23 protein-coding genes are annotated in these 20,970 nt (G+C 28.2%); 17 read left to right on the plus strand and 6 right to left on the minus strand.

What is annotated here, in order from left to right; translation table 11 throughout:
• From J0H68_09755 to J0H68_09770, 4 genes are all read left to right on the plus strand, one after another.
• Positions 1-528 (plus strand): phosphotransferase (locus tag J0H68_09755; GenBank protein ID MBN8828977.1); only part of this gene is annotated, 528 nt, incomplete at its 5' end.
• A 192-nt stretch (positions 529-720) separates the two neighbouring features.
• A complete protein-coding gene (locus tag J0H68_09760) occupies positions 721-1,239 on the plus strand; it encodes a DUF4113 domain-containing protein (GenBank protein MBN8828978.1) in 519 nt (172 codons plus the stop codon).
• 225 nt (positions 1,240-1,464) lie between these two features.
• Complete coding sequence (locus J0H68_09765; protein MBN8828979.1) at positions 1,465-2,127, plus strand: AAA family ATPase; 663 nt, start codon at positions 1,465-1,467, stop codon at positions 2,125-2,127.
• Entirely contained in the window at positions 2,120-2,440 is a 321-nt protein-coding gene (locus J0H68_09770) for a hypothetical protein (protein MBN8828980.1), read from the plus strand. Before J0H68_09765 ends, J0H68_09770 begins: the two co-directional genes overlap by 8 nt.
• A gap of 55 nt (positions 2,441-2,495) precedes the next feature.
• On the opposite strand, the gene J0H68_09775 is transcribed toward J0H68_09770, so the two are convergent.
• From J0H68_09775 to J0H68_09795, 5 genes are all read right to left on the minus strand, one after another.
• Positions 2,496-2,987, minus strand: a complete 492-nt coding sequence (locus tag J0H68_09775) for a hypothetical protein (protein MBN8828981.1) — start codon at positions 2,985-2,987, stop codon at positions 2,496-2,498.
• Positions 2,984-5,026: a pentapeptide repeat-containing protein gene (locus J0H68_09780; protein MBN8828982.1), complete on the minus strand. Its 2,043-nt coding sequence runs from the start codon at positions 5,024-5,026 to the stop codon at positions 2,984-2,986. The genes J0H68_09775 and J0H68_09780 overlap by 4 nt, the downstream gene beginning before the upstream one ends.
• A 74-nt stretch (positions 5,027-5,100) precedes the next feature.
• Entirely contained in the window at positions 5,101-5,322 is a 222-nt protein-coding gene (locus tag J0H68_09785) for a hypothetical protein (GenBank protein ID MBN8828983.1), read from the minus strand.
• 84 nt (positions 5,323-5,406) lie between these two features.
• Positions 5,407-6,432 (minus strand): hypothetical protein, encoded by a 1,026-nt coding sequence (locus J0H68_09790; GenBank protein MBN8828984.1) that lies wholly within the window; start codon positions 6,430-6,432, stop codon positions 5,407-5,409.
• A 138-nt stretch (positions 6,433-6,570) separates the two neighbouring features.
• Positions 6,571-6,783, minus strand: a complete 213-nt coding sequence (locus J0H68_09795) for a hypothetical protein (protein MBN8828985.1) — start codon at positions 6,781-6,783, stop codon at positions 6,571-6,573.
• A gap of 552 nt (positions 6,784-7,335) precedes the next feature.
• Here J0H68_09795 and J0H68_09800 point away from each other — a divergent pair.
• The 3 genes from J0H68_09800 (at position 7,336) to J0H68_09810 (ending at position 9,918) form a co-directional block, all read left to right on the plus strand.
• Complete coding sequence (locus tag J0H68_09800) at positions 7,336-8,052, plus strand: SDR family NAD(P)-dependent oxidoreductase (protein ID MBN8828986.1); 717 nt, start codon at positions 7,336-7,338, stop codon at positions 8,050-8,052.
• Between the two features lie 125 nt (positions 8,053-8,177).
• The gene (locus J0H68_09805) at positions 8,178-9,455 is read left to right on the plus strand and encodes an MFS transporter (GenBank protein MBN8828987.1); all 1,278 of its coding nucleotides are present in this window, start codon (positions 8,178-8,180) and stop codon (positions 9,453-9,455) included.
• A complete protein-coding gene (locus J0H68_09810; GenBank protein MBN8828988.1) occupies positions 9,439-9,918 on the plus strand; it encodes a hypothetical protein in 480 nt (159 codons plus the stop codon). Before J0H68_09805 ends, J0H68_09810 begins: the two co-directional genes overlap by 17 nt.
• On the opposite strand, the gene J0H68_09815 is transcribed toward J0H68_09810, so the two are convergent.
• On the minus strand, positions 9,915-10,580 hold the full coding sequence (locus J0H68_09815; GenBank protein MBN8828989.1) for a S24/S26 family peptidase: 666 nt from the start codon (positions 10,578-10,580) through the stop codon (positions 9,915-9,917). The two genes, J0H68_09810 and J0H68_09815, sit on opposite strands and share 4 nt — an antisense overlap.
• 190 nt (positions 10,581-10,770) lie before the next feature.
• On the opposite strand from J0H68_09815, the gene J0H68_09820 reads away from it, so the two are divergent.
• The 10 genes from J0H68_09820 (at position 10,771) to J0H68_09865 (ending at position 20,969) form a co-directional block, all read left to right on the plus strand.
• Positions 10,771-10,989 carry a hypothetical protein gene (locus J0H68_09820; protein MBN8828990.1) on the plus strand — a complete coding sequence of 73 codons (219 nt, stop codon included), beginning with the start codon at positions 10,771-10,773 and terminating at the stop codon, positions 10,987-10,989.
• A gap of 202 nt (positions 10,990-11,191) precedes the next feature.
• Complete coding sequence (locus J0H68_09825) at positions 11,192-11,386, plus strand: hypothetical protein (GenBank protein ID MBN8828991.1); 195 nt, start codon at positions 11,192-11,194, stop codon at positions 11,384-11,386.
• Positions 11,370-11,678, plus strand: coding sequence for a hypothetical protein (locus J0H68_09830; protein MBN8828992.1), 309 nt, complete (start codon positions 11,370-11,372; stop codon positions 11,676-11,678). The genes J0H68_09825 and J0H68_09830 overlap by 17 nt, the downstream gene beginning before the upstream one ends.
• A 290-nt stretch (positions 11,679-11,968) precedes the next feature.
• Positions 11,969-14,350, plus strand: a complete 2,382-nt coding sequence (locus tag J0H68_09835) for a hypothetical protein (GenBank protein MBN8828993.1) — start codon at positions 11,969-11,971, stop codon at positions 14,348-14,350.
• A 9-nt stretch (positions 14,351-14,359) separates the two neighbouring features.
• The gene (locus J0H68_09840; protein ID MBN8828994.1) at positions 14,360-15,175 is read left to right on the plus strand and encodes a hypothetical protein; all 816 of its coding nucleotides are present in this window, start codon (positions 14,360-14,362) and stop codon (positions 15,173-15,175) included.
• The gene (locus tag J0H68_09845; protein ID MBN8828995.1) at positions 15,172-16,281 is read left to right on the plus strand and encodes a type IV secretion system protein; all 1,110 of its coding nucleotides are present in this window, start codon (positions 15,172-15,174) and stop codon (positions 16,279-16,281) included. Before J0H68_09840 ends, J0H68_09845 begins: the two co-directional genes overlap by 4 nt.
• 159 nt (positions 16,282-16,440) lie before the next feature.
• Positions 16,441-17,118: a type IV secretion system protein gene (locus J0H68_09850; GenBank protein MBN8828996.1), complete on the plus strand. Its 678-nt coding sequence runs from the start codon at positions 16,441-16,443 to the stop codon at positions 17,116-17,118.
• Positions 17,105-17,989 (plus strand): TrbG/VirB9 family P-type conjugative transfer protein, encoded by an 885-nt coding sequence (locus J0H68_09855; GenBank protein MBN8828997.1) that lies wholly within the window; start codon positions 17,105-17,107, stop codon positions 17,987-17,989. The genes J0H68_09850 and J0H68_09855 overlap by 14 nt, the downstream gene beginning before the upstream one ends.
• Entirely contained in the window at positions 17,977-19,038 is a 1,062-nt protein-coding gene (locus tag J0H68_09860) for a TrbI/VirB10 family protein (protein MBN8828998.1), read from the plus strand. The genes J0H68_09855 and J0H68_09860 overlap by 13 nt, the downstream gene beginning before the upstream one ends.
• Positions 19,038-20,969 carry a hypothetical protein gene (locus J0H68_09865; GenBank protein ID MBN8828999.1) on the plus strand — a complete coding sequence of 644 codons (1,932 nt, stop codon included), beginning with the start codon at positions 19,038-19,040 and terminating at the stop codon, positions 20,967-20,969. Before J0H68_09860 ends, J0H68_09865 begins: the two co-directional genes overlap by 1 nt.
• Position 20,970 lies beyond the last annotated feature (1 nt).

Raw genomic sequence — 20,970 nt, forward strand, 5'->3', positions numbered from 1 at the left:
TTTGGACCTAACATCCTAAAAGTCGCTTATAATCATTGGCTAAAATTAAATAAAGAAGTAAATAAAACCTCTTATAAAAATTCAATGCTTCATAATGACCCAAACTTAAGAAATGTACTATGGAATGGTAAGAAAATTTTCTTATTAGACTGGGAATTAGCTGGATTAGAAGATCCAAGAAAAGAGTTAGCGCATATATGTGCTTGGTACGGATTAAATGAAAAATTAACTGATGTTTTCCTTTCCTCTTACTTGAAACGTAAACCCTCTTCTCAAGAGTTATTAACTAATGAAGGAATAAAAAAAATAATTTTATTAGAATTTGCGTGGGTTGGTTTATCTAGCTTAAAAAATAATATATCAATTAATGAGTGGGATCGACTTTATTCTGAAGCTGAGCCAAAAAAAGTAGAAGATTTATCTTTAATTCAAATGAGCTCAGAAAATAAACCGTCTGTGGAAACATTAAGAATGATTTATTTAGGCCTAATTAAACAATTTATAAATGAAGTTACCAAAGATAAATAAATTTTATTACCTAAAATAGCATATGATTTTTTTAGCCAAGATTTAATATGTGATTAAGTCTCGTAATTACAATATTTATAATTTTTAATTTAATTACGTATATTTATTTTTTGTAAAAACTTAAGAGCGTATCTTTTTGCACAAATGTTGCAGATACCCCTACTTCATGTTTTGAATTAGAAGATATACCCAATGATAGCTTCCACTCGATCATTTGGAAAACCCATTAAAGTATTAGATCAACTATCTGAAGCAATTTCTAACTATGTAGCAAGAGGCGCTGAAAAAATCAGAAATCAAAATTCATACGCTAAAGCAATATATGTTTTTGTTAGAACAAATAGGTTTAAAGAAGATTATTATCAGAACTCAATGATACACACTTTTACTGAACCTACTGATGATACAGGTTTTATGATTAAAACTGCTAAACAATTACTTGAAGAAATATATATACCCAATCTTGAATATAAAAAAGCTGGCGTAGTATTTTTAGATCTTATACCTAAAAATAATATACAGACCACCCTCCTCCCTTCTCATATTCCAAATGAAAAGCTAATGAAAGTAATGGATAAACTTAATAGTGATTTTGGTAAGGCCACAATATTTTTTGCAGCGCAAGGTGTAAAACAAGAATGGCAAATGAAATCATCTAATCGATCACCACGATATACAACTAAATGGAATGAAATAATAAAGGTTAGCTAATTTACGGTAATAAATATTTAATTATAATATTATTTCAATATAAAGTTACTATTATCGTAATATTATACTGATATGATATTAATATTATATACGTATCATTGTTGTATTATTACAATATAAGATTACTATTATAGTTATAGCATATCAGTATAAGTTTACTAAAATATTAGTTTTATATTAGTATTATATTTGTATGTACTTACTATCAAACGCAAAAGGAGCTTTATGATAATTTTAATTGGTAATGAGAAAGGTGGAGTGGGAAAATCAACACTTGCTATAAATCTAGCAGTAGCGCGAGCATTAAAAGGTAAAGATATTTTATTAGTGGATACTGATAAACAAAGAAGCTCTCTTACTTTTTTAAAAATACGTCAAAGAATAAAAGAACTACCGAGAATCCATATGGCCGAACATTCTGGTGACATATATGAAACCTTAAAAGATTTGAGCAGTCGTTATGAAGAAATCATTGTAGACGCTGGGGGAAGCGATTCAATTGAACTCAGAACCGCAATGATAGCTGCAGATAAAATGATTATTCCATTAAAAGCAAGCCAAATTGACAATTGGGCAATTGCACAAATGAATGCATTAGTTGCTGATGTAAAGAAAAGAGCAAACAGGGATTTGCAGGCATATTCTGTTATCTCAATGGCTCCAACAAATCCTGTAATAACTGAAGAAGAAGATACAAAATTAAATTTACAAGATTATAGTCAAATTCCTTTATTAAAAACAGTAATTAGAGAAAGAAAAATATATAGAGATTCAATAATAGAAGGGAAGGGCGTATTAGAATTAGAAGTATCAAATAAAGCAAAAAGTGAAATTAAAGAGTTAGAAAAAGAAGTATTTGAGAAAGTAATGGAGAGTGTAAATGAATAAAAGTAAATTTATTAAACCCGAAGGTTTTGATGACTTTGTAAATGAAGTTAAACCTCAAATAGTAGCTAATAAAAATGCTCTCATAGATAATATTAATTCATCTGATAACGATCCAGAAGTGATCAAAGAAAGTTTAAAAAAAATGAATAAAAATTCTGTTTCAAAAAAACAAGTGAGTTTAAGGTTAAATGAGTACTACCGTACTGCGGCATTATTATTAGAAAAAAAGGAAGAGGGCATAAGCGTGAACGTAGCTTTGGAAAATGTAATTAAAGAATATCTCGATAAATATCTAGATAAAATAGCAAAGTGATATTACTTTAATATTACTATGATATTGCTATCATAGTAATATTAAAGTAATTATATTATTTAGTTAAACCTAAAGTACTCATTGCATTTTCCGAAATATTTCTAAATTGGCTTTTTAACTGTATTTGTAATTCATTTAAAGCTTTATCAAAATCAGATTGTATAAGGGTAGGTTGTTTTTTTAAATTATCAAATCTTAACACTTTTTGATGATTCTCTTCAAAGTTCATACTAAATAAAGATTTACCTTTCTTATAAAGATATCTACAGTAGATTAAACCTAAAAGAGGCTTTAAAAGCATACCTGGAATACTAATCGGTAATCTTTTATTTAAATGAGTAGCCCCTAAAGCAATAATATTCGCTACAACGAATGAAATCAAAAACGATTTTTTTTCTTTGCAGAGATGAGGGGAGACTAAACGAAAATTAGTTTGTAATTTATCTGGTAGAAAATAATTTAAATATTTATGAGACCATCCAAAGAATTCTTTATTTGCTTCATTAACTAGAGCCTTCCTAAATTCAGTTTTCGTACTCTCTGTCATGTTTGAAGTTCATTTTGTGAAATATGAATTCCTAACGTCTCAAAATCTTTGCCAAGTTCTATATACTTAGCATTTTTTAAACTACAAAGTTCATATTTTTGTTTTCTACCTTCCATGATGAGCTTTTGAGTATCATTAAATATACATTCTTTAAATTTAGTAAAGGAGGAGTCTAAATTCTCTATATATGCTTTCTCAAAATTGCATCTAATGAGCTCACAATTTCTCATACTGTTTTTATACAGGAACGCTTCAATAAAAGATGTATTTTCTAATTTAGAGTTATCAAAATTAGAATAAGTTATTATTGAACTAGAAAAATCTACTTCGCTAGAATTTATTCTATTTAAATTACTATTAAATATAGTAGAAGAAGCAAAATCTGCACCAGTAATTTTAGCTTTGCTTAAATCTGAGTTTTTAATGATTGCATCAGAAAATACACTGTGCTCAAGATCTGAACAGGAAAAATCTGTATTTACAATAAAAGCAGATTCAAAGCTTGCACCCTTAAATTGGAAATATTTTTTAAAAAAATATTCACCATCCCCTGAAAAAGAAGAATCTTTGAAAGTACAATTATTAAAATTTACAAAATTAAATAAAGTTCCATTATTACAATTAATATTCCTAAAAAAACAACCAGAAAAATCAGCAAACATAAAATCTGCTTTAAAGAAAGGTAATTCATCAAAAGAAATTTCATATTCTGAATTTAATTTATGTTTCTTAATCACAAAATCTTTGAAGTTTACAGTTTTAATTTTATTTCTAATAAATCTAAACTTATCTTTCAAAGAAAGATTAAGTTCCAATAATTGTGACATTAAATTTTGATTTAGATCGTTTTTCACTGCCTCACCTTTACAGTTAGAAACATTTTTATATAAACTCAATAATTCTGGAGTCAAAATTTTACTAGGGTCATAAGATTTTGATAGTATTGATCTTAGCTCAAGTAAAGCTTTGTTGAAAGATGTGATGTCTTTGCTTTCAGATAAATACTTCAGAACGTAAATATAAGAGGTTAGAATAGTCACTGTATCAAGTTGATCTTTTATTTTATTTAATTCATCAATAACTTTTGAATTATGTTCTTGATGCATTAATCTCTCTTTTTGCAACTCTTCAAAATATAGAACTAAATCTATCTCAGTAACTTTATAAATATTTCTATTATAACTATTAAGATGAGATTTAAAATCTACCGTTGCATTGGAAGGTATATTGTTTAATGACTTAAGATTTTCAATAAATTTTTCCTGGTAAAATATAAAGTTATTAGCAACATTATTAGAATTTTCTAATATTGAATCTAAAGTACAAAGAGATTTTCGATACCAAGTATCAAAAGGAATATGTTTTAAAAATAATTCTTTTAATTCTGTATTCATTTTTTTGAATCTTTCATCATATAAAATAGGATTTTTGCTAACAATAATATTTAACTCCCCTAAACCTTTTAATTGATAAGTTAAATCTTCAAAACTTACTTTCTCAGCAGGTACACTAAATGTACAATTTTTAATATTTATGTTGATATTCTTTTTGATTGTGTTAGGTAGTTTAGGCTTGTAGCTTTCATCATTAATAAACAAAGTATTCGTTAAATTACATTCTTCAATGTCACCTACAAATTCACAGTTTTCAAATATAGCGTTTTGAAAGTTTTTTTTATTTATAGCAGGAAAAGTACAGTGTTTAAAAATAACATTAGAGAAGTCAGAAAAATTATTTAGAACATTCTGACCTTCTGGTGAGCTGAAATCTTCTTCTCTAATAATAAATATATCTCTATAAGTCGAAATATTTTCTTTAAATTCATTTTGTAGAAATTCCAATAATCTATCTCTAGTATCTTCTACTAATTTTAAGTTTTCTTCAGGTATATTTACTTCTTCATCTGTAATTAAAGCTGCATCAACTATGGATTCAACGTTTGCTGTTATTTTATGATAAAGATCACTTACAGTTTTAACTTTATGATGATTCAATTCATTTAACTTTTGTGTCGTTTTAGATTTTATATACGATACCATTCTCAATTCTCCTTAATAAAACAAAGACAGGTTACTTCCTTTAAATTCCTATAAAGGAAGTAACTAGGCTAAAATTAGCCATTAACAGAATGATCAGAGTTAATTTGATTTAATTCTTCACTTACGTTTGAAACTGAATCAAAAGAAGAAGAGGGGCTAATAGAGTAGTCTACTTCATTTGTAAAACTATCTTCTTCTTCAACTGCAAGAACATTTGAGAGTTTATTATAAGCAAATTTGATAGACGAAACGGTGCCGTCTTTGATACTGATTAGGATTTCTTTTAGATTTGACATTTTATTCTCCAAATTTTATTAATTTTATTAAAATTTGGGAAACTTAAGTATAATTGGAATATTATAAATAATATAAATAAAACATTAAGTCAAGATTAAATCGTTAACAGGAGACAAAATATTAACCTCTTGTTCATTATTGATTTTTTCATAATTTAAATAAAAATGTTCTCTATTTTCTGAAATTTGTAGCCAGAAAGGAGATTTTTCATTATTAAAGTCAAAATCTCTAAGCCAGTTTAACATATCTTTATAAATCTTCTTATCCACGCAGATTGAAAGGTACTTCATATTATTATGACCATATAAATAAGAATCATGTATATAATCAATAATATTAACACCTATTTTATTAATTAAGTTCTCTATGAATTCACTTTTTAAACACTTCTCTTTAATTTCTTTAAAATAGTCTTCTATATTATCTTTTAAATTTTCAAAAGTATTTATAATAGATTTAGCTATATATCGAGCAATAGAGAATATATTTACCTTACTAATCATTTTACAACATCTTTTTATTGTTTCATAAAAAGGTGTAGGGGAATTAATTATAGAGTTTTTGATATCTTTGCTTATCTTTACCCCATATTTTTTAAGGGCATAATTTATAAAATTTAGTTCTTTTGATTTTTGAAGTATATTTTCTTTATTTTCAATGATAGTTTTTGCATCATCGTATACTTCAATAATAGAGTTATTTTTATAAAGTTTAACTCCAAATTCTTCTAATTTTTCATAATTAATAGTATAAAATTTAGTATGATTACCTGAACTTTTGTCAAACTTTTTAACTGTAATAAATTCTGCTTCTTCCAAATCCGATATATATTTTCTGAATGTAGATAAGCTCATTTTTATTTTTTTATTTATTCTATTAGAGAAACCTTCAAGAGATTGAGCAAACCATATTTTGTTTTCAAGTTTATAAAGATATCCTTTTTGTAAAGTATTCTTACCTTTGTAACCTGCTTTGTGAAATCTTATTATTCCTTCTTTCTCGTTTAAAACATCGATAGGATTAATAAAATAGTGTATTTCTAACACAATTTTTGCGGCTTTATAGCCTATACACCTCTCAAGGCTTGAGAGGTTAATTTTTATACTCATAAAAAATATCTCTTTTTATGTAATTAAGTACTTGACTCAATCCGTAAAAAGAGATATTCTAGTAATTGGAACTGGGCTAGTGTTTCTCTTTTTAGGGATCGCGGCCCTATTTTTTTATCTATTGTTCTTCTTTGCTATTTAACTAGCAAATGTCAAAATTATTTGTTCAACACTTTTTTCCTCTATATCTGGTAATTTTTCTTTAAAAAAACTAATTCCTTTTTGCAATATACACCGAGATAAAGTGGCTTCATCAATTCCAGTTTTTTCGGATAATAGCTCAATGAATGCCCAATGATTTCTATCAAGGGATATTTGCTTTCTTTCTAACTTTCTGGATCCTTTTGCCATTTTCAACCTCGTATATTTGTAACTGGTATCTTTAATTTTATTATCAAAATTTATATTTCAATTTTTATACAAAATGCACCACTTTTATGCATAAGTATACAAAAATATTCTTTTTTACACCTTTTTACACTTTTAGATTACTTTTGTTTCATTGTGCTGTCAATATATAAAAACATAAAAAACAATTACTTAATAAATGTATAAAAAAGTTAATTTGATACTTATTATATGATTTGTTACTTTTTCTTAAATAAGCCTAATCTTTCCTGCGTATTTCATCTTCTACTTACTATAAAAGTTTTAATGACAAGTTTTATTAGTACTTCTAAATATTTTATTTAGTAATAAAGATAGATACTTGATATATGATTTGTTACTTTTAGTTTCAATTGCTAAGTAACTTAAGTGGTAGTGAAATATTTAGTTGAATATTTTTTTTCATATAAATATTTATATTTATTAGTAAAGATAGATACTTATTATATGATTTGTTACTTTTTGTGTTTTATCCTATATAAGTAAATTACAGTCAAATTTTTTTAAGAGAGAATTATGAAAGTAGTAATAACCGGTGGTGGTACAGGAATTGGAAAATATCTAGCTTTGAAATTTGCAAGTCTTGGTGAAAAAATTTTAATTTTAGGAAGAAGAAAAGAAAAATTAGAAGAGGTTCAATCTAAGTATAAAGATAATATAGATTATTTAAGTGTTGATATAGGTAATGAGGAAGACTGGAAAAAAGTAAAAGAATATTTTGAAAATAATAATACTAAAATCAAATATTTTATAAATTCAGCAGCTGTAATTGAGCCAATCAATAAATTTAGAGAAATAAATAAGGATGCATTTGATAAACTTATGAATATAAATGTAAGTGGTCCTATATTTTTAATAAAAGAACTTATTCCTTACTTTATAAAAGGTTCAAGAGTTTTAAATATATCATCTGGGGCAGCCCATACACCCATTATCTCATGGTTACCATATTGTATTTCCAAAGCTGCCTTGTGGATGGTAACCCAATGTTTAAATACTGAACTTAAAAGTTATGGAATTAAATGTGGAAGTATAATGCCAGGAGTAGTGGATACAGATATGCAAGCCACTATTAGAAGCAAAACAGAAAATGAGTTTCCAAACGTAGAAAATTTTAGAAATATGAATTTAGCTAGTTCAGAAGAAGTAGCAGAAAAGATTTACAAATTCTTAACAAGTTATGAAGATGAAGAATTTGTTTCTAAAGATTGGAATGTTAGAGAAGTTAAATAATATCTTTAACTTAAAGAGTTAAGTCATTGAATTATAAGGAAACAAATATTTAGGGTTTTAACTAATTATTAACTTTTAAATGTTAATCTTCTCATTAATAAAAAGTTAGTAGATATAAAAATTTTATGAGTTTTAAAACCATTAGAGATAAATTTGCTGTTACACTTGGTAATTCATTAGATTGGTATGATTTTGCTTTGTATGGTTATTTTGCAGCAATTTTTGCTAAGTTATATTTTCCAAATCAAGATAACCTAACTTCCATATTAAGTTCATTAGGAACATGGAGTATAGGTTTTGCAGCACGTCCCATTGGTTCTCTTATATTTGGTTCAATTGGGGACAAATATGGTCGTGTGAGAGCTTTTAAAATTGCTTCTAAATTAATTTTTATTCCAGTTTGTCTCATACCCATATTACCAACATATGAACAAATCGGGATAATAGCGCCACTCCTACTAATATTATGTAGGATTGTTCAAGGTATTTGTATAGGTGGGGAATTTGCAGGAGGTTTTATTTATCTGGTTGAAAGTTCGCCTAAGAATAAAACATTTTTTGCAGGAAGTTTAGGAAGCTGTACTGGCTTAATAGGAATTATAACAGCGTCATTTGTATCGATGTTATTCTATAAGTTTTGCACTTTAGAATTTATTGAGACTATTGGCTTTAGAATTGCATTTTCCTTCGCTATTGTTTTTGCTTTTATATCTTATAAACTAAGATGTTCCATTTCTGAAACACTTGAATATAAAGAATTACAGCAGAACCAAAAGGTTATTGCTTCACCTTTAAAAGAAGTTTTTCGTTTTAATAAAGCAAGTTTGTTAAAAGCTTTCGGTTTAGTGTTTATGCATGCTAATACATTTTACTTTGTATTTATTTTCTTAAATATATATAAAACTCAGGTTTTAGGAATTAAAGAAGAAACTTCTTTATCAAATAACACTTTGTTACTTTTAATCAATCTTATTTCTGTTCCTTTGATTGGAAAACTTGCAGATAAAATAGGCGGAAAAAAAATATTATATTTTTCAGCAATAATGTTTATATTATTTTCGTATCCATTATTTAAGTTGATTGAAGTACCCAAATACACTTTTTTAGCAATGTTTTTATTATCGTTCATGACTATATTAGATTCTGGCGTGGTACCAGGGTTACAAGTTAAAGTAATACCAACTAAAATAAGATTCACAGGGATGAGTTTAGTTTTCAATGTTGTTTGGGGAATATTTGGTGGTTCTGTACCATTAATATGTTTGTGGTTAATTAAATTTACAGGTAATAAATATATTCCTTCTTTATATATAATATTTTCTGCCTGTATTACGTTTATTACTTTGTTTTTTATACAATCAAAACCTTTAGATTTAAGGACAAGAAATGATGCAAGTGCATAAAGCGATTTATGAAAAAGAGATAAGACAAAAGTTTGACTCTATAGTAAAAGATTATTTATTTAAAGAATTAGATTATATAGCCTTTTCAAGGCATATTGATAATTCAAAAGAGCTTACATATTTAATGTCAAATCTAGAATGGCAAAAAATGTATGATGAGAATAAATTCTCAATAATGGACCCTGTAAGAATAGCTGCCTCTACTTTATCTACGAATGTTGCGAGATTTGAGCTCATGGAAACTCAAGATAGTTTTTCTCTTGAAATAATGAGACAAAGAGAGAAGCATCAAATATATAATGGGATCGTTATTTTAAAAAATGAAGACGGTAAGAAATATCAATTAACTTTAGCTTCAAGTTATAAAAACTTAGATACGATGGAATACGTTGCAAAAAATTTTAAAGAAATTGACTATATGTTTCATGATTTAAAAAAATTATTTAAGACAGACGTACTTTAAGATTTTACTACTTTTCGGTGCCAAATTATTGGAGCAGCAATTTTAATTTGAGGTTCAAAGATAATAGGTTCAACTTGGCAATTGATATTAAGTGCAAGGAGTCTAAATTTATTATCTTTACTTAATACTAGGCGACGAAAAACTTTAAGACCATCTTCTGTTACGATTATACAATCTTTATTAACTGCATCGTAAATGTTAGGAAAAAAATATTTAACTCCTCCTACATAGTCTCCAGATTGATAGAATGGCATCATAGCATCACTTGATACCATTGTAACAATTGTATCTGAGTATTTACTTTCAAATTCTTTTGCTTCGTATAAAGCTTTAATACTATCATTAAATTTTACAGAATTTTCAGAATTTTCGGGCTTTCCTATTTTTAAAATTTTAGGAATATCCCCTTTACCTGATTTGATCCATTCTTCTGTTACAATAATATTATTAGCCTGAAATATAGATGTTAAATGTTTCAAACTAACATCAGAGATATTGAAATTGTTTGATTCCCATTTTGTTAAATTTCTATAAGAAATATTAAACCTTTTTGAAAATTCTTGCCTATTTAAGTTTAGAAAGAAATCTCTTAAATAGGTGATTCTATCTCCAATAGTGTTAAAAACTGGCTGCATCTTATCTTCTTTTTTTTTATCTGACATATTGCATAAATTAAATTTTTTTTAAGGATATATTAATACATAAAATAGTCAAATGTCAAGGAATCTAACGATTTACAAGTAAGGTAAGTAAAAAGGTAAAAAAAGATAAAATAATTAAAGAAAAGGTATTGACCTAGGTAAATTTATTATTTATAGTGTAGAAAACATATTAAAATAACATGTACAGATTATGGCCCTTTTTAAAAACGTTACATTTATTGAAAAAGATATTTTACAAATGAAATTAATAATCAATGCATTAGGTGCTGCTGAGTTATTTGATTCTGTTGAGATTAATGAAATTATAAGACAAGCAAATTTAATATTAGAGAAATATAACCTTAAAACTAATTATTTAGAAAAATTATTAAAAGAGAAAAATATAAGTTTGAAAGGGTTATATCAGTAAAGAAATGAAAATATTTGAAATGCCTAACTTTGGAACGGTATTAAAAAACAATTAAGTGTAATTGGAAATACGTCTCAAATATAAGGATTTATAACTCTAATCCTTATATTGAAAGGGAAACTTAAATTGTTAACCGTATACAAAGTTAGGTACGTAATTGTACCTAACTTTGTAAGTAAAGCAACTTAATTATAAAAAGGAAATGATGAAAAGAGAAATAAAAGGAGCAGTTTTTGAATTAAATCTTATAGCTAACAGCTTAAATTCTCCGTCTTGTTATTCCTCTAAAGAGATTAAGCAAATGTTTAAGCGTATGGAAGAAATAGTAAATAAATACAAATTTAAAAAAAGTGATTTGAAAAATATTTTAGGAGTAAATCATGGGATCAAATTTTAAGTTAAACAAAAAACACTTTTTAACGGGGTTGTTACTTTTAAGTTCAAGTTATGCCTTTGCAGAAGATCTTTCTATCTTTGAAGAAGCAAGTTCTAAGTGGAGGTCAATTTTTCAAATAATAGAAAGATATATAGCACCCGCGCCTTTAGCTATACTTTGGCTTATGATGATTAAGAAGCTTTGGAGTGAAGGAATAAAAGAACACGCTTGGTCTGTAGCAGGATTATTAACAATGACCATTCTTTTTACCAATATAACTTGGATAATCAAATTTTTTGGTTTCAGAATTTAGGTAGAGAATGAGCAAAGTATATAGATCATTTTCAGAACCTTTAAAATTTTTAAATATAAACGTAGAGATATGGCAATTTGTTGTTGTATATAATCTATTTTTTATATTTTTTATCCCGCCCTATACTGGGATTAGCTCTGTATATTGTCTACTTATTTTATTTGTCTCAAGTATTGCATTACTTATCTATACTTATTTTAAGTGTCGAAAAGACCCTTTCTTTGTAAGGGTTCTTTTAACTATCTTTTTGTCTGAATTTTTAATGAAATTTGCTAGAAAAAAGGTAGTTTATGTTAGCTAAATATTTACCGTTTATAAATGATACAAAAAGGGTAGAGCATTTTAAATATACTGATCAAATCCCATTATTAGAAATATTAGAAGATGGTAAAACGATAATTACTAAAGGTGGTAATTTAATTCAGGTAATTTATTTAACTGGAATTGATTACACTTGTTTAACAGAAGAACAAATAGAAGAGTATTTTCATTTAAGACATAGTTTCTTTAAAAAACTTGAAGTCGATAATGAAAACAATATTTCTTATGCTTTTCATACTTCAAGAAGAAAAATAGAGAAACTTACCCTTACTTGTAAGAGTGAAAATGTATATTTAAAGGAAATTATTAAATCATCCGAAGAAAATCTTAAGAACATTTATGATCTTATGGATTTTGTGGTTATTAGCGTGAAATTACCAGCAAGGCTTGCGAATACTAATAATTACGAAATAGAGTTAAATAAATCTATAAAAGAGTTAAATACGAAAGTAGAAGAATTTAAAAGTTTTTTTAATTACCTTTATCCTATAAACCTTACAATTGATAGTGGTTTGATCACATTTTGGCGTGATTATGTTAATGGGTCAACAAATCCTCAAAAGTGGGATAAAAAAGAAAAGAAATTTCTAGATTTAAACTATGAATTAGGTCTTTCAAATGTAACTATTGAACCAAAAACTGGGTTGGTAGAATTTTATAATTTAACTACTGAAAAAAATATCTACTGTAAGTTTTTAGTTATAAAAGAGTTAGCTCCAGAATTACATTCTTGGTTTTTTTCAAAGCTTACTAATATTAAATTTGAATATAATATTTATCAAGTAATTCAGCCATTATCGACAGAAAAAACCCTTAGAAAGGTAAATCGTGCTACAGGGTTAGTTAGGGCTTTTTTTAGCTTTCTTCGGGCTCGTTTGATGGAACTTGAAGAGCTAGGGGAAAGAATAAGCACAAAAGATGTGGAAGGTATGCAACATGCTCTAGTCCTTAGAGTAAAAGCAAATAGCGAAGCAGAACTTGATAAATTATGTATAAATATTAAAAGTCTTTTTAGTCAATCGGATATTAAGTTTATCACGGAAACTGTAGGAGTTTATAGTACATTTTTTGGTGTTTACCCTGATTATTATAATCTACTTTTTAGTTCAAGAGGTAGGAATGTAACTACTGAAAATGTAAGTGCTTTTATTAATTTTAATGGTTCAAATCACGGTTTGACAAAGAGCCCTTTTGGTGATGAACCTGTTACAATTTTTAAAACCTTAAATGGAAGCTATTACAATTTTACTTTTCATGAGAGTGAGAAAGAAGATTCTCCAGGGCACTGCGTTATTATAGGAGGAACAGGTAAAGGGAAAACAACACTTATAACTTACTTATTACTTAATTCGCTTAAATTTGATAACTTGAAAATCCTAAGTTTCGATAGTTTAAAGGGTACAAAGATTGCAACCGATGTTTTCGGTGGTGCTTATATAGACCCATTATTAGAAAAAATTCGTCTAAATCCATGTTTACTTCCTGATTCAAAAGAAAATAGAGCATTTTTGGAAAGTTTCTTTGCAAGCCTTATTGGTGAAGTAGATGAAGAAGAGAAAAGAGCAATTAGAAATAGTGTAGACGTCTTATATAGGTTTCCAAAGGATAAAAGACTATTATCGACGATTGAACATACTTTTGTAAGCTTATCAGAAAAAAAATTACCAATGAAAGAAAGGTTAGCTAAATGGCTACCAAAAAAAGGTAATGAATTTAAGGACGATATTTATAGTAGCTTGTTTAGTAATACTCACGACGAATTAGAATTTAACAAAAACATCGTTTGTTTTGATATGAATGGTGTACTTAATGAGCCTAAAATTGTTGACCCTTTAACAACTTATATACTTCATGCTTTTGATAATTACGTTAAGAATAATCTTTGTCCGCATATATGTTTTATTGATGAATTTCATAAATATGTAGAACAACCACTTTTTAAAGATTTCATTACAACTTTTGTCAGAGAATCTAGAAAAAGAAAAGGGTTATTAATAGCTGCTACACAAGACGTAGAAACTTTATCAAATACAGAAGCAGGAAGCGTATTAATTAATAATCATACTACAGGTATTTTCTTTCCAAATCCAAGTGCCGAAAAATTTAGAAATTCTTATATTAAAGATTTTAGGCTTAATGAAAGTGAACTTAACTGGATAGTTAATTGTAAAGAACAACATCAAGTATTAATCAAAAAAGTCAATCAAGGCTCAGTTATTGTTGATGTAAATCTTTCCCATTTAGGAAAGTTACGTAAATTATTGAGCTCAAATAGTCAAGACGTAGAAAAAGCAAGTTTATTTAAACAAACAAACCCAGAAGATTGGGTAGAAAAATATTTAGAACCATAGGAGAAATATATGAAAAAATCTTTAAAAGTACTTTTTATCTCAACAGCATTAATTTCAAGTTTCTTAGCATTTGAAGCAAATAGTTTAGTTGGTGCAAAAGTTGTAACAGATCCTGGTAGCTATACGCGTTTTGCAAGTCAACTTGAATCATTAAACAGATTAAGAGCAGAAGCTCAAAGGACTTATAATGAAATAAAAGATATGCGTTCAAGTATGCAAGGTAATTATGGTAAAGGTGCAGGTCTTGATTCAAATATAAGAAAAATGAGAAATGACGTTGTTAATCAAATTCCAGTATTACAAAGCTTTGTTTCAGGAAAAGAAGACTATGATATTAGTGGTTATGAATCAATCAATGCGGAACTAGATAATATTTATGTCCCTATGTCTAAGGCAATGTCGAGCGAATCTGAGCCTTTAAGAAAGGAATACCAACAAAAAGCCTTAAAATCATCGTTAATTAACGCTGAAAGAATACTTAATAATGCAGATAAAAGATTTGGTAAAGCTGAGAAACTTGCAAGACAGATTGATAGCACAAGTAACATTAAAGAAGCTCAAGACTTAACTAATCGATTACTAATGGAAATCACCTTAATTCTAATGGAAATGTCTAATACAAATGCTGAGCTTGCACGTGCAGAAGCATCTTCAAAATATGTCGGTATTGAAGATGGTAAAAGTGAAGTATCTAAAAAATCAAAAGGGTTCATTAAATCAGATCAAGAATATCTTGAAAATGCTAGGAGAAAAGCAAGTACACCTACAAAAACAATTATCAAAAACTGTGGTCATTTAGAAAAACAAATGGGTTATTGTAAATGATTGATATTTTACAACTATGTAGTGATTTTATAAGTGTTTTACCTAATACAATTGAGAATACATATAATGGGCTTGGGGCTTCTTTTAGAATATTATATGGTTTAATTGTTATAGGCTTTATAACGTATTATGGGTTATGGAATAAAGGGGCGGTAAAACTTGACCCCGTAGGTATCATTTATTTATCTATTACTATTCCTTTAGTTCTAGTAATCATGGTTAATGGTAAGTTATTCGTTAGTTATGTATATGAACCATTACAAAGTATAATGGAAAAATTACCTCGTTATATCCTTTCCTCGGTAACAGAAAATTCAAACAATATCTATGATGAAATACAAAATATTAGTAAGAAGATTGATCGCTTAGTTACTATAATTACATCGGAAAGTAACAGCTTTATATTTAATATTACTTTTACGGTTATTCAAGCCGTTATCTTATCTTGGATATTAAAGTTCTTTATTTGTTTAATGGTTATTTATACGGCTTTTATATTAATTGTAGGAAATGTTGCAAGTGCAGTTTTATTTATGTCTGCCCCTATTACTATACCGCTTGCTGTATTTCCTGAGACAAGAAGTTATTTTAAAAACATGATCAAAGGTTATTTTCATTTTAACCTGCCAGTTTGTTTTGCGACAGCCATTATTGCAATTTGCATAAAGGCAATGAAAGGTAAAATAGCCGAAGTTGATCTCTTAATAGAATCCCAGGAATTTACTTCTGATAATATTGATTTTCTAATTTCAGTAATAGGTTATGCGGCGGTAAGTGTTTATTTAATGAAATTTTCATATCAATTTTCTGACATGATTCTTTCAGGTAATAACAGTCATAATGTGGATAGAGGAGGGGTCATAATGTCAGCTTTTGCAGGTGGTATGGGAACTAAAGCAATAACTTCTATTAGTCAAAAAGGACTTTCTAAAATTCAAACTCCAATAAAAGAAGGGCTAAAGTCAGCAGGAGGATTTGCTTATGCTCAAGGGATGAATTTTGTTTCAAACCAGGCACAAAATATAGCAAGTAGCTTTAAACCACAAAGTGCAGCAGCAAATCAAAAACCAGCTGAACCTCAACCTTCAAAAGACCCGTTTAAATAGGAGCAAACATGAGGACAATTATTGTTATCTTTCTTAGTTTTATCTTAATGAATTGTAGTGGGGCTACTAAATCGTTTTTAGGCCCTAAAAAAAACACAAGTTACGACTATAAGAGTCCTTGTGCAAGTGATTGCAAAAATATGAAGAGGCTTACAAATCATGCAGATATTAGATGATACCAAAGAAAAGTGTATAACGCTTTACCAAGCTTATGTTAAAGAAAGTCGTTTAACTGATGATTATAGAAGGATTAGCTATATTTTAGGTGGCTTACTTGGATTGAGCTTAATAGGTCTTATTATTCTTTGCGTCACACTTGTTAATTATAAGCCTGAGCCTATTTATGTCGAGATTTTCAGAGAAGGAAATAGGTTATATTATAGGCTTGCTGAAAGCTTTGAAAAAAAACCAATTGAACAAAAAAAAATTGATATTCGAAGCTTCATGCGTAGTTATGTTGAGAAAAGACATACAATAAATAACGTAGAAGATAAGAAAAATGTCGAATTTTTAAGAAATTCTTCGGAATCTAATATATTTGACCAAATTAAAAAGGATTACATTTATTTTAAAGAAAAACTTGATGGATATATAAGAACCGTTGAAATAACTGACGATACTTTTGTGGCATTAGGTGTTCATATTGTTGAATTTAATATAATTGATATTTCTCCACAAGGAACAAAAAGCGTTAAACAATGGAAAGCTAAAATTGCTTATAAGTTTAAAAACGAACCGCAAGAAATAGCTGCATTATTACAAAACCCAATTGGTGCAGTAATTACTTCTTATACAATCGAACCGAAAGAAAAGGGAGAAAACCATGTTAAAGAATAAGCTCACTTTACTTTTAGTTTTTTGTACGTTTTTAAATGTTAATGCGGAAGTTGTTAATGATGAAACAGGAAGTAATGAAGTTTCTGAACAAAATCGTAAAATTGAGCAAGAACTCGAAAATGAAAGTTTAAATTTACATTCGACTCAAGAAGCTCTTTTCAAAGCAAAACCGAGTTCTAATTCTTTACATATAGATTATAATGCTAGTGAAAGTCCTCGTATAATTCTTAGAATCTTTACAATTACCACAATTGATCTTCCTGAAAGAATTGTTGATGTAATCATTGGTGATAAAGTTGCTTTTTGGGCAAGCCCTAGTCCTAAAGATAATACAAGGTTACTTGTAAAAGCAATTTATGCAGGAGCCGATACCAATGTGCAAGTATATGGTGAATCAGGTAATATTTATAATTTTGTCTTAAAGTCGATTGATACAAAATCACACGAAATTTCTCATATGCTTGTTTATGTAAAAGACAAATCTCTTGGAGTTAGAAGTAAGCATTTTCAAATAGATAACGATAAAGAGAAATGGAAGTTTGCGCAGAATAGATATGATTTTTTACCTGATGGTACCGATTCTAATAAAAGAAATACAGCTTATGAAATATTTGCAAGTCCTGGTAGTGAAGAAGTTGCGCCTGTTGCCGTTTATGATAACGGTGAATTCACTATGTTTGATTATAGGAAGCCTCACTTTATGGGTAGATATCCAGTAATTTACCGTGTCATGGATTCAATGGATAACTTAGTTAACAGGGAACATGTTGACGGATTTATTGTAGTTAAAGCTATCTCAAATGAAGGATGGACAATACGTCATGGCGATAAAGTAGTTTGTGTTAAGAGGAAGAAAAAATGGATAAGATAAGGTTTTATATAGTTGGTGCATTACTTAGTTTAATTGGCATCATTATTTCATTAAAAATCTATTTTAATTCATTAAATACTCATGATGAACAAAAGAAAGTAATTCAAAGTCAAAAGGAAGAAACATTTAAAGACTTTTTTACAAATATTATTCCTGACGATTTTTATAATATTATAAAAGAAGAAGCTCCTAAAATTAACCAAATTCAAGAAGTGGAATTATCTCCGCCAAATCCTGAAGAATTGTTATCTTTAAACGAAATTGAAGATGAGTCAAAAGTTATTGAAAAAAGAAGAGCAGAATTAATCAATAAACGAAATCTTGAAAGAGCAAGAAGTGGTCTTAATTTAGATGAATCTAATGAACAATTTATATTAAAAGAAAATATTCAACCACCATCAATTCTCAATGAAATTAATGAGCCTATTGCGGCAAGCACAGCGCCTATTGACTTAACCAGAACATTACTTGCGGGAAGTATTATTGATGTAACTCTCGATAATGAAATTATTTCTAATTTACCAGGGAAGATTTTAGGTCAAGTATCAAATAATATATATGCCTCTAAAGGAAATAAAATTGTCATTCCACAAGGTTCAAAAGTGCTTGGTAAATATGCAAGTTTAAATAAACTTGGTGATGAACGTTTAAATATTATGATTAATAAAATTATTACTCCTGATGGCAGGATTATAAAATTTACCCAAGAAACAGGACTTGGTGACCAAGAAGGGAAACAAGGCCTTGCAGGCGATTTAGATAATCGTACTGTTCAAAAATATCAAAACGGAATGTTAATAGCCTCAATTGCAGCAGGTTCTCAACTTGCTGTTCCTGTTTATAACGAAAAAGGTAGAGCCGTAGCGGATAGTTTTTCTCGTGCCTTGGTTGATGTTACTGCAAAAGCTTTGGATGAAACTATGGATATTAAACCCATTCTTAGAATCCCTAAAGGTAGTCTTACCCAGTTAATTACTGAAGATAATATTATATTTCCAAAACCAGATGAAGCGATTGTTTTGGGACAAAAACTTGAGGAGAGAAAATAATGTTTAAAAGATTTTATGTTTTATTAATGCTTGCTTTTATTACCTTAAGTGCAAGTAAAAGTGCTGTCGAAAATGATAGAGAAAATAAAAAAGTAATACATTTATCTATTGAAAGCAGTAAAGATAGTCAAGTAGCTAAAATCAAAGATATTAAAGACAAAGGAGTTGAACTTGGTCTTAATGAAATGAAGCTTATTGGTACAATTAGCGAATCTAAGGAAATGGGTTCTTTAAAAAAAGATAAAATTAAATGGCATAGCGCTACATTGAACGAAAAAACTATACCTTTATCAAAACATTTTGAAAGTGATGTTGTAGTAAAAAAAGAAAAAGGTTTAGAAAATGGAGATCAAGTTAAAGCAATGGGAGATCCTGTAGTATTAATAAAAGCTTTAAATCAACTCAAAACACAAGAAAAAAAGGAAGATAAGGCAGATATAAATAATAAAATGACTTATAATAATACTTCTAAGATGCCTGCCTCCGTAGGTAATTCTTCTCCTCGTAATTCAAAAGATCATGAATTACCTGGGTTTAATCCTACATTTCAAGAAAAACATGTTCCAACTATCGTTTCAACTTATGAAGGTTGCGAAGTTAGAATAGATTCTGACCCCGGTGTTATGAAAGTATTTGTCCAAGAACAAACTATTGTTGATGGTGTACCGCAAAATGATTGTAAAGATTCTGATAAAGCTTATCCGATTATTAAGGATTATAAAACTTGTGATGTACTTGTTGATATCAAAAAAGGGGAAGTGTATCAGCAATATAAATTAGTTTATACTAATACTTCTAACGGTTCTATTGTGCCAATCGATGGCGAAGGTTGTAGACCCAATACCGAAGAAGAAAATATTATAAAAATTCAACAAACCGCTAATGGTTGTAAACAATTTATTAAAGATGATGGAACCATTGTTTATAAAAAGAAATATTATGTATTAAACGATAAAGTAATAGATCTACCTCCAGGCTGTGAGCCAGTTTTAGATTCAAATGTACTTACTAAAGATTGCGAAAATAATAGATATTCACATTTCTTTAAAGAAGAAGGTAATCCGACTGGTTATTCTAAAATAAATAAGAGCTTTTATTATGTTGAAAATGGTCAAGAAATACCATTTGAAACTTGTATACCTTCAGGGGAAGCTTTACCTCATAAATATGTAGAATGTGGGTTTAATCATAATGATTATGATAAATATACAGAACTTAAATATAGAACATTTATTAAATATAAAGGTCAAGAAGTTGAAATTCAAGGGTGTAAAGTTCATGACAAAAAAGACTATGAACCAATTTCTTTGCCTGTTTATGTAAAAGAGGAAACTCAATCAGGGGCAAGGATTCATTTAAAAGATGAAAATTTTTATGCCGATACAAATAACCCATTTATTTACGCTGGAGATATCTTAAATTATTTCCCTCAAATAAATGAAGGTTACGGAAGCTTAATAAGCAGAGTAGATCCTAAATTTAAATACCATGCAAAAAAATATAATTTTGGCGAATTGAAAGCCTCATATGGTCTATCAAACGGAGATCATGGTTATAGCCCCTACATAACTGATGTTTATGAATATTGTTTAAAAGATAATCCAGCGAATAGCAAACCATGGTTAGCTAATGGTACAAGTGTTAACGATAAACTTAGTGACCAATTACCTTATTGGAAAGTTTCTTTTTATGATACTGGTAGAACCAATGGAGAAAAAAATAAACCGATTTATAAACTCGATTGTACAGAACCTAGGTGTGATCTTTTAACTTATCGTATATATAAAGCCTATCGTAGAGCTGATAATTCATTATTTATAAATAAAAATGAATTATTTGGTAAAGAACTTATCTGTGGTACGGGTAAATTAGTTGATGCACTAAATCCTGTATTAGATTCAAACGATAATGTACTTAAAGTAGGAAATTAAA

The sequence above is a fragment of the Sphingobacteriia bacterium genome, from assembly GCA_017304685.1.
GTDB lineage: Bacteria > Pseudomonadota > Alphaproteobacteria > Rickettsiales > 33-17 > JAFKLR01.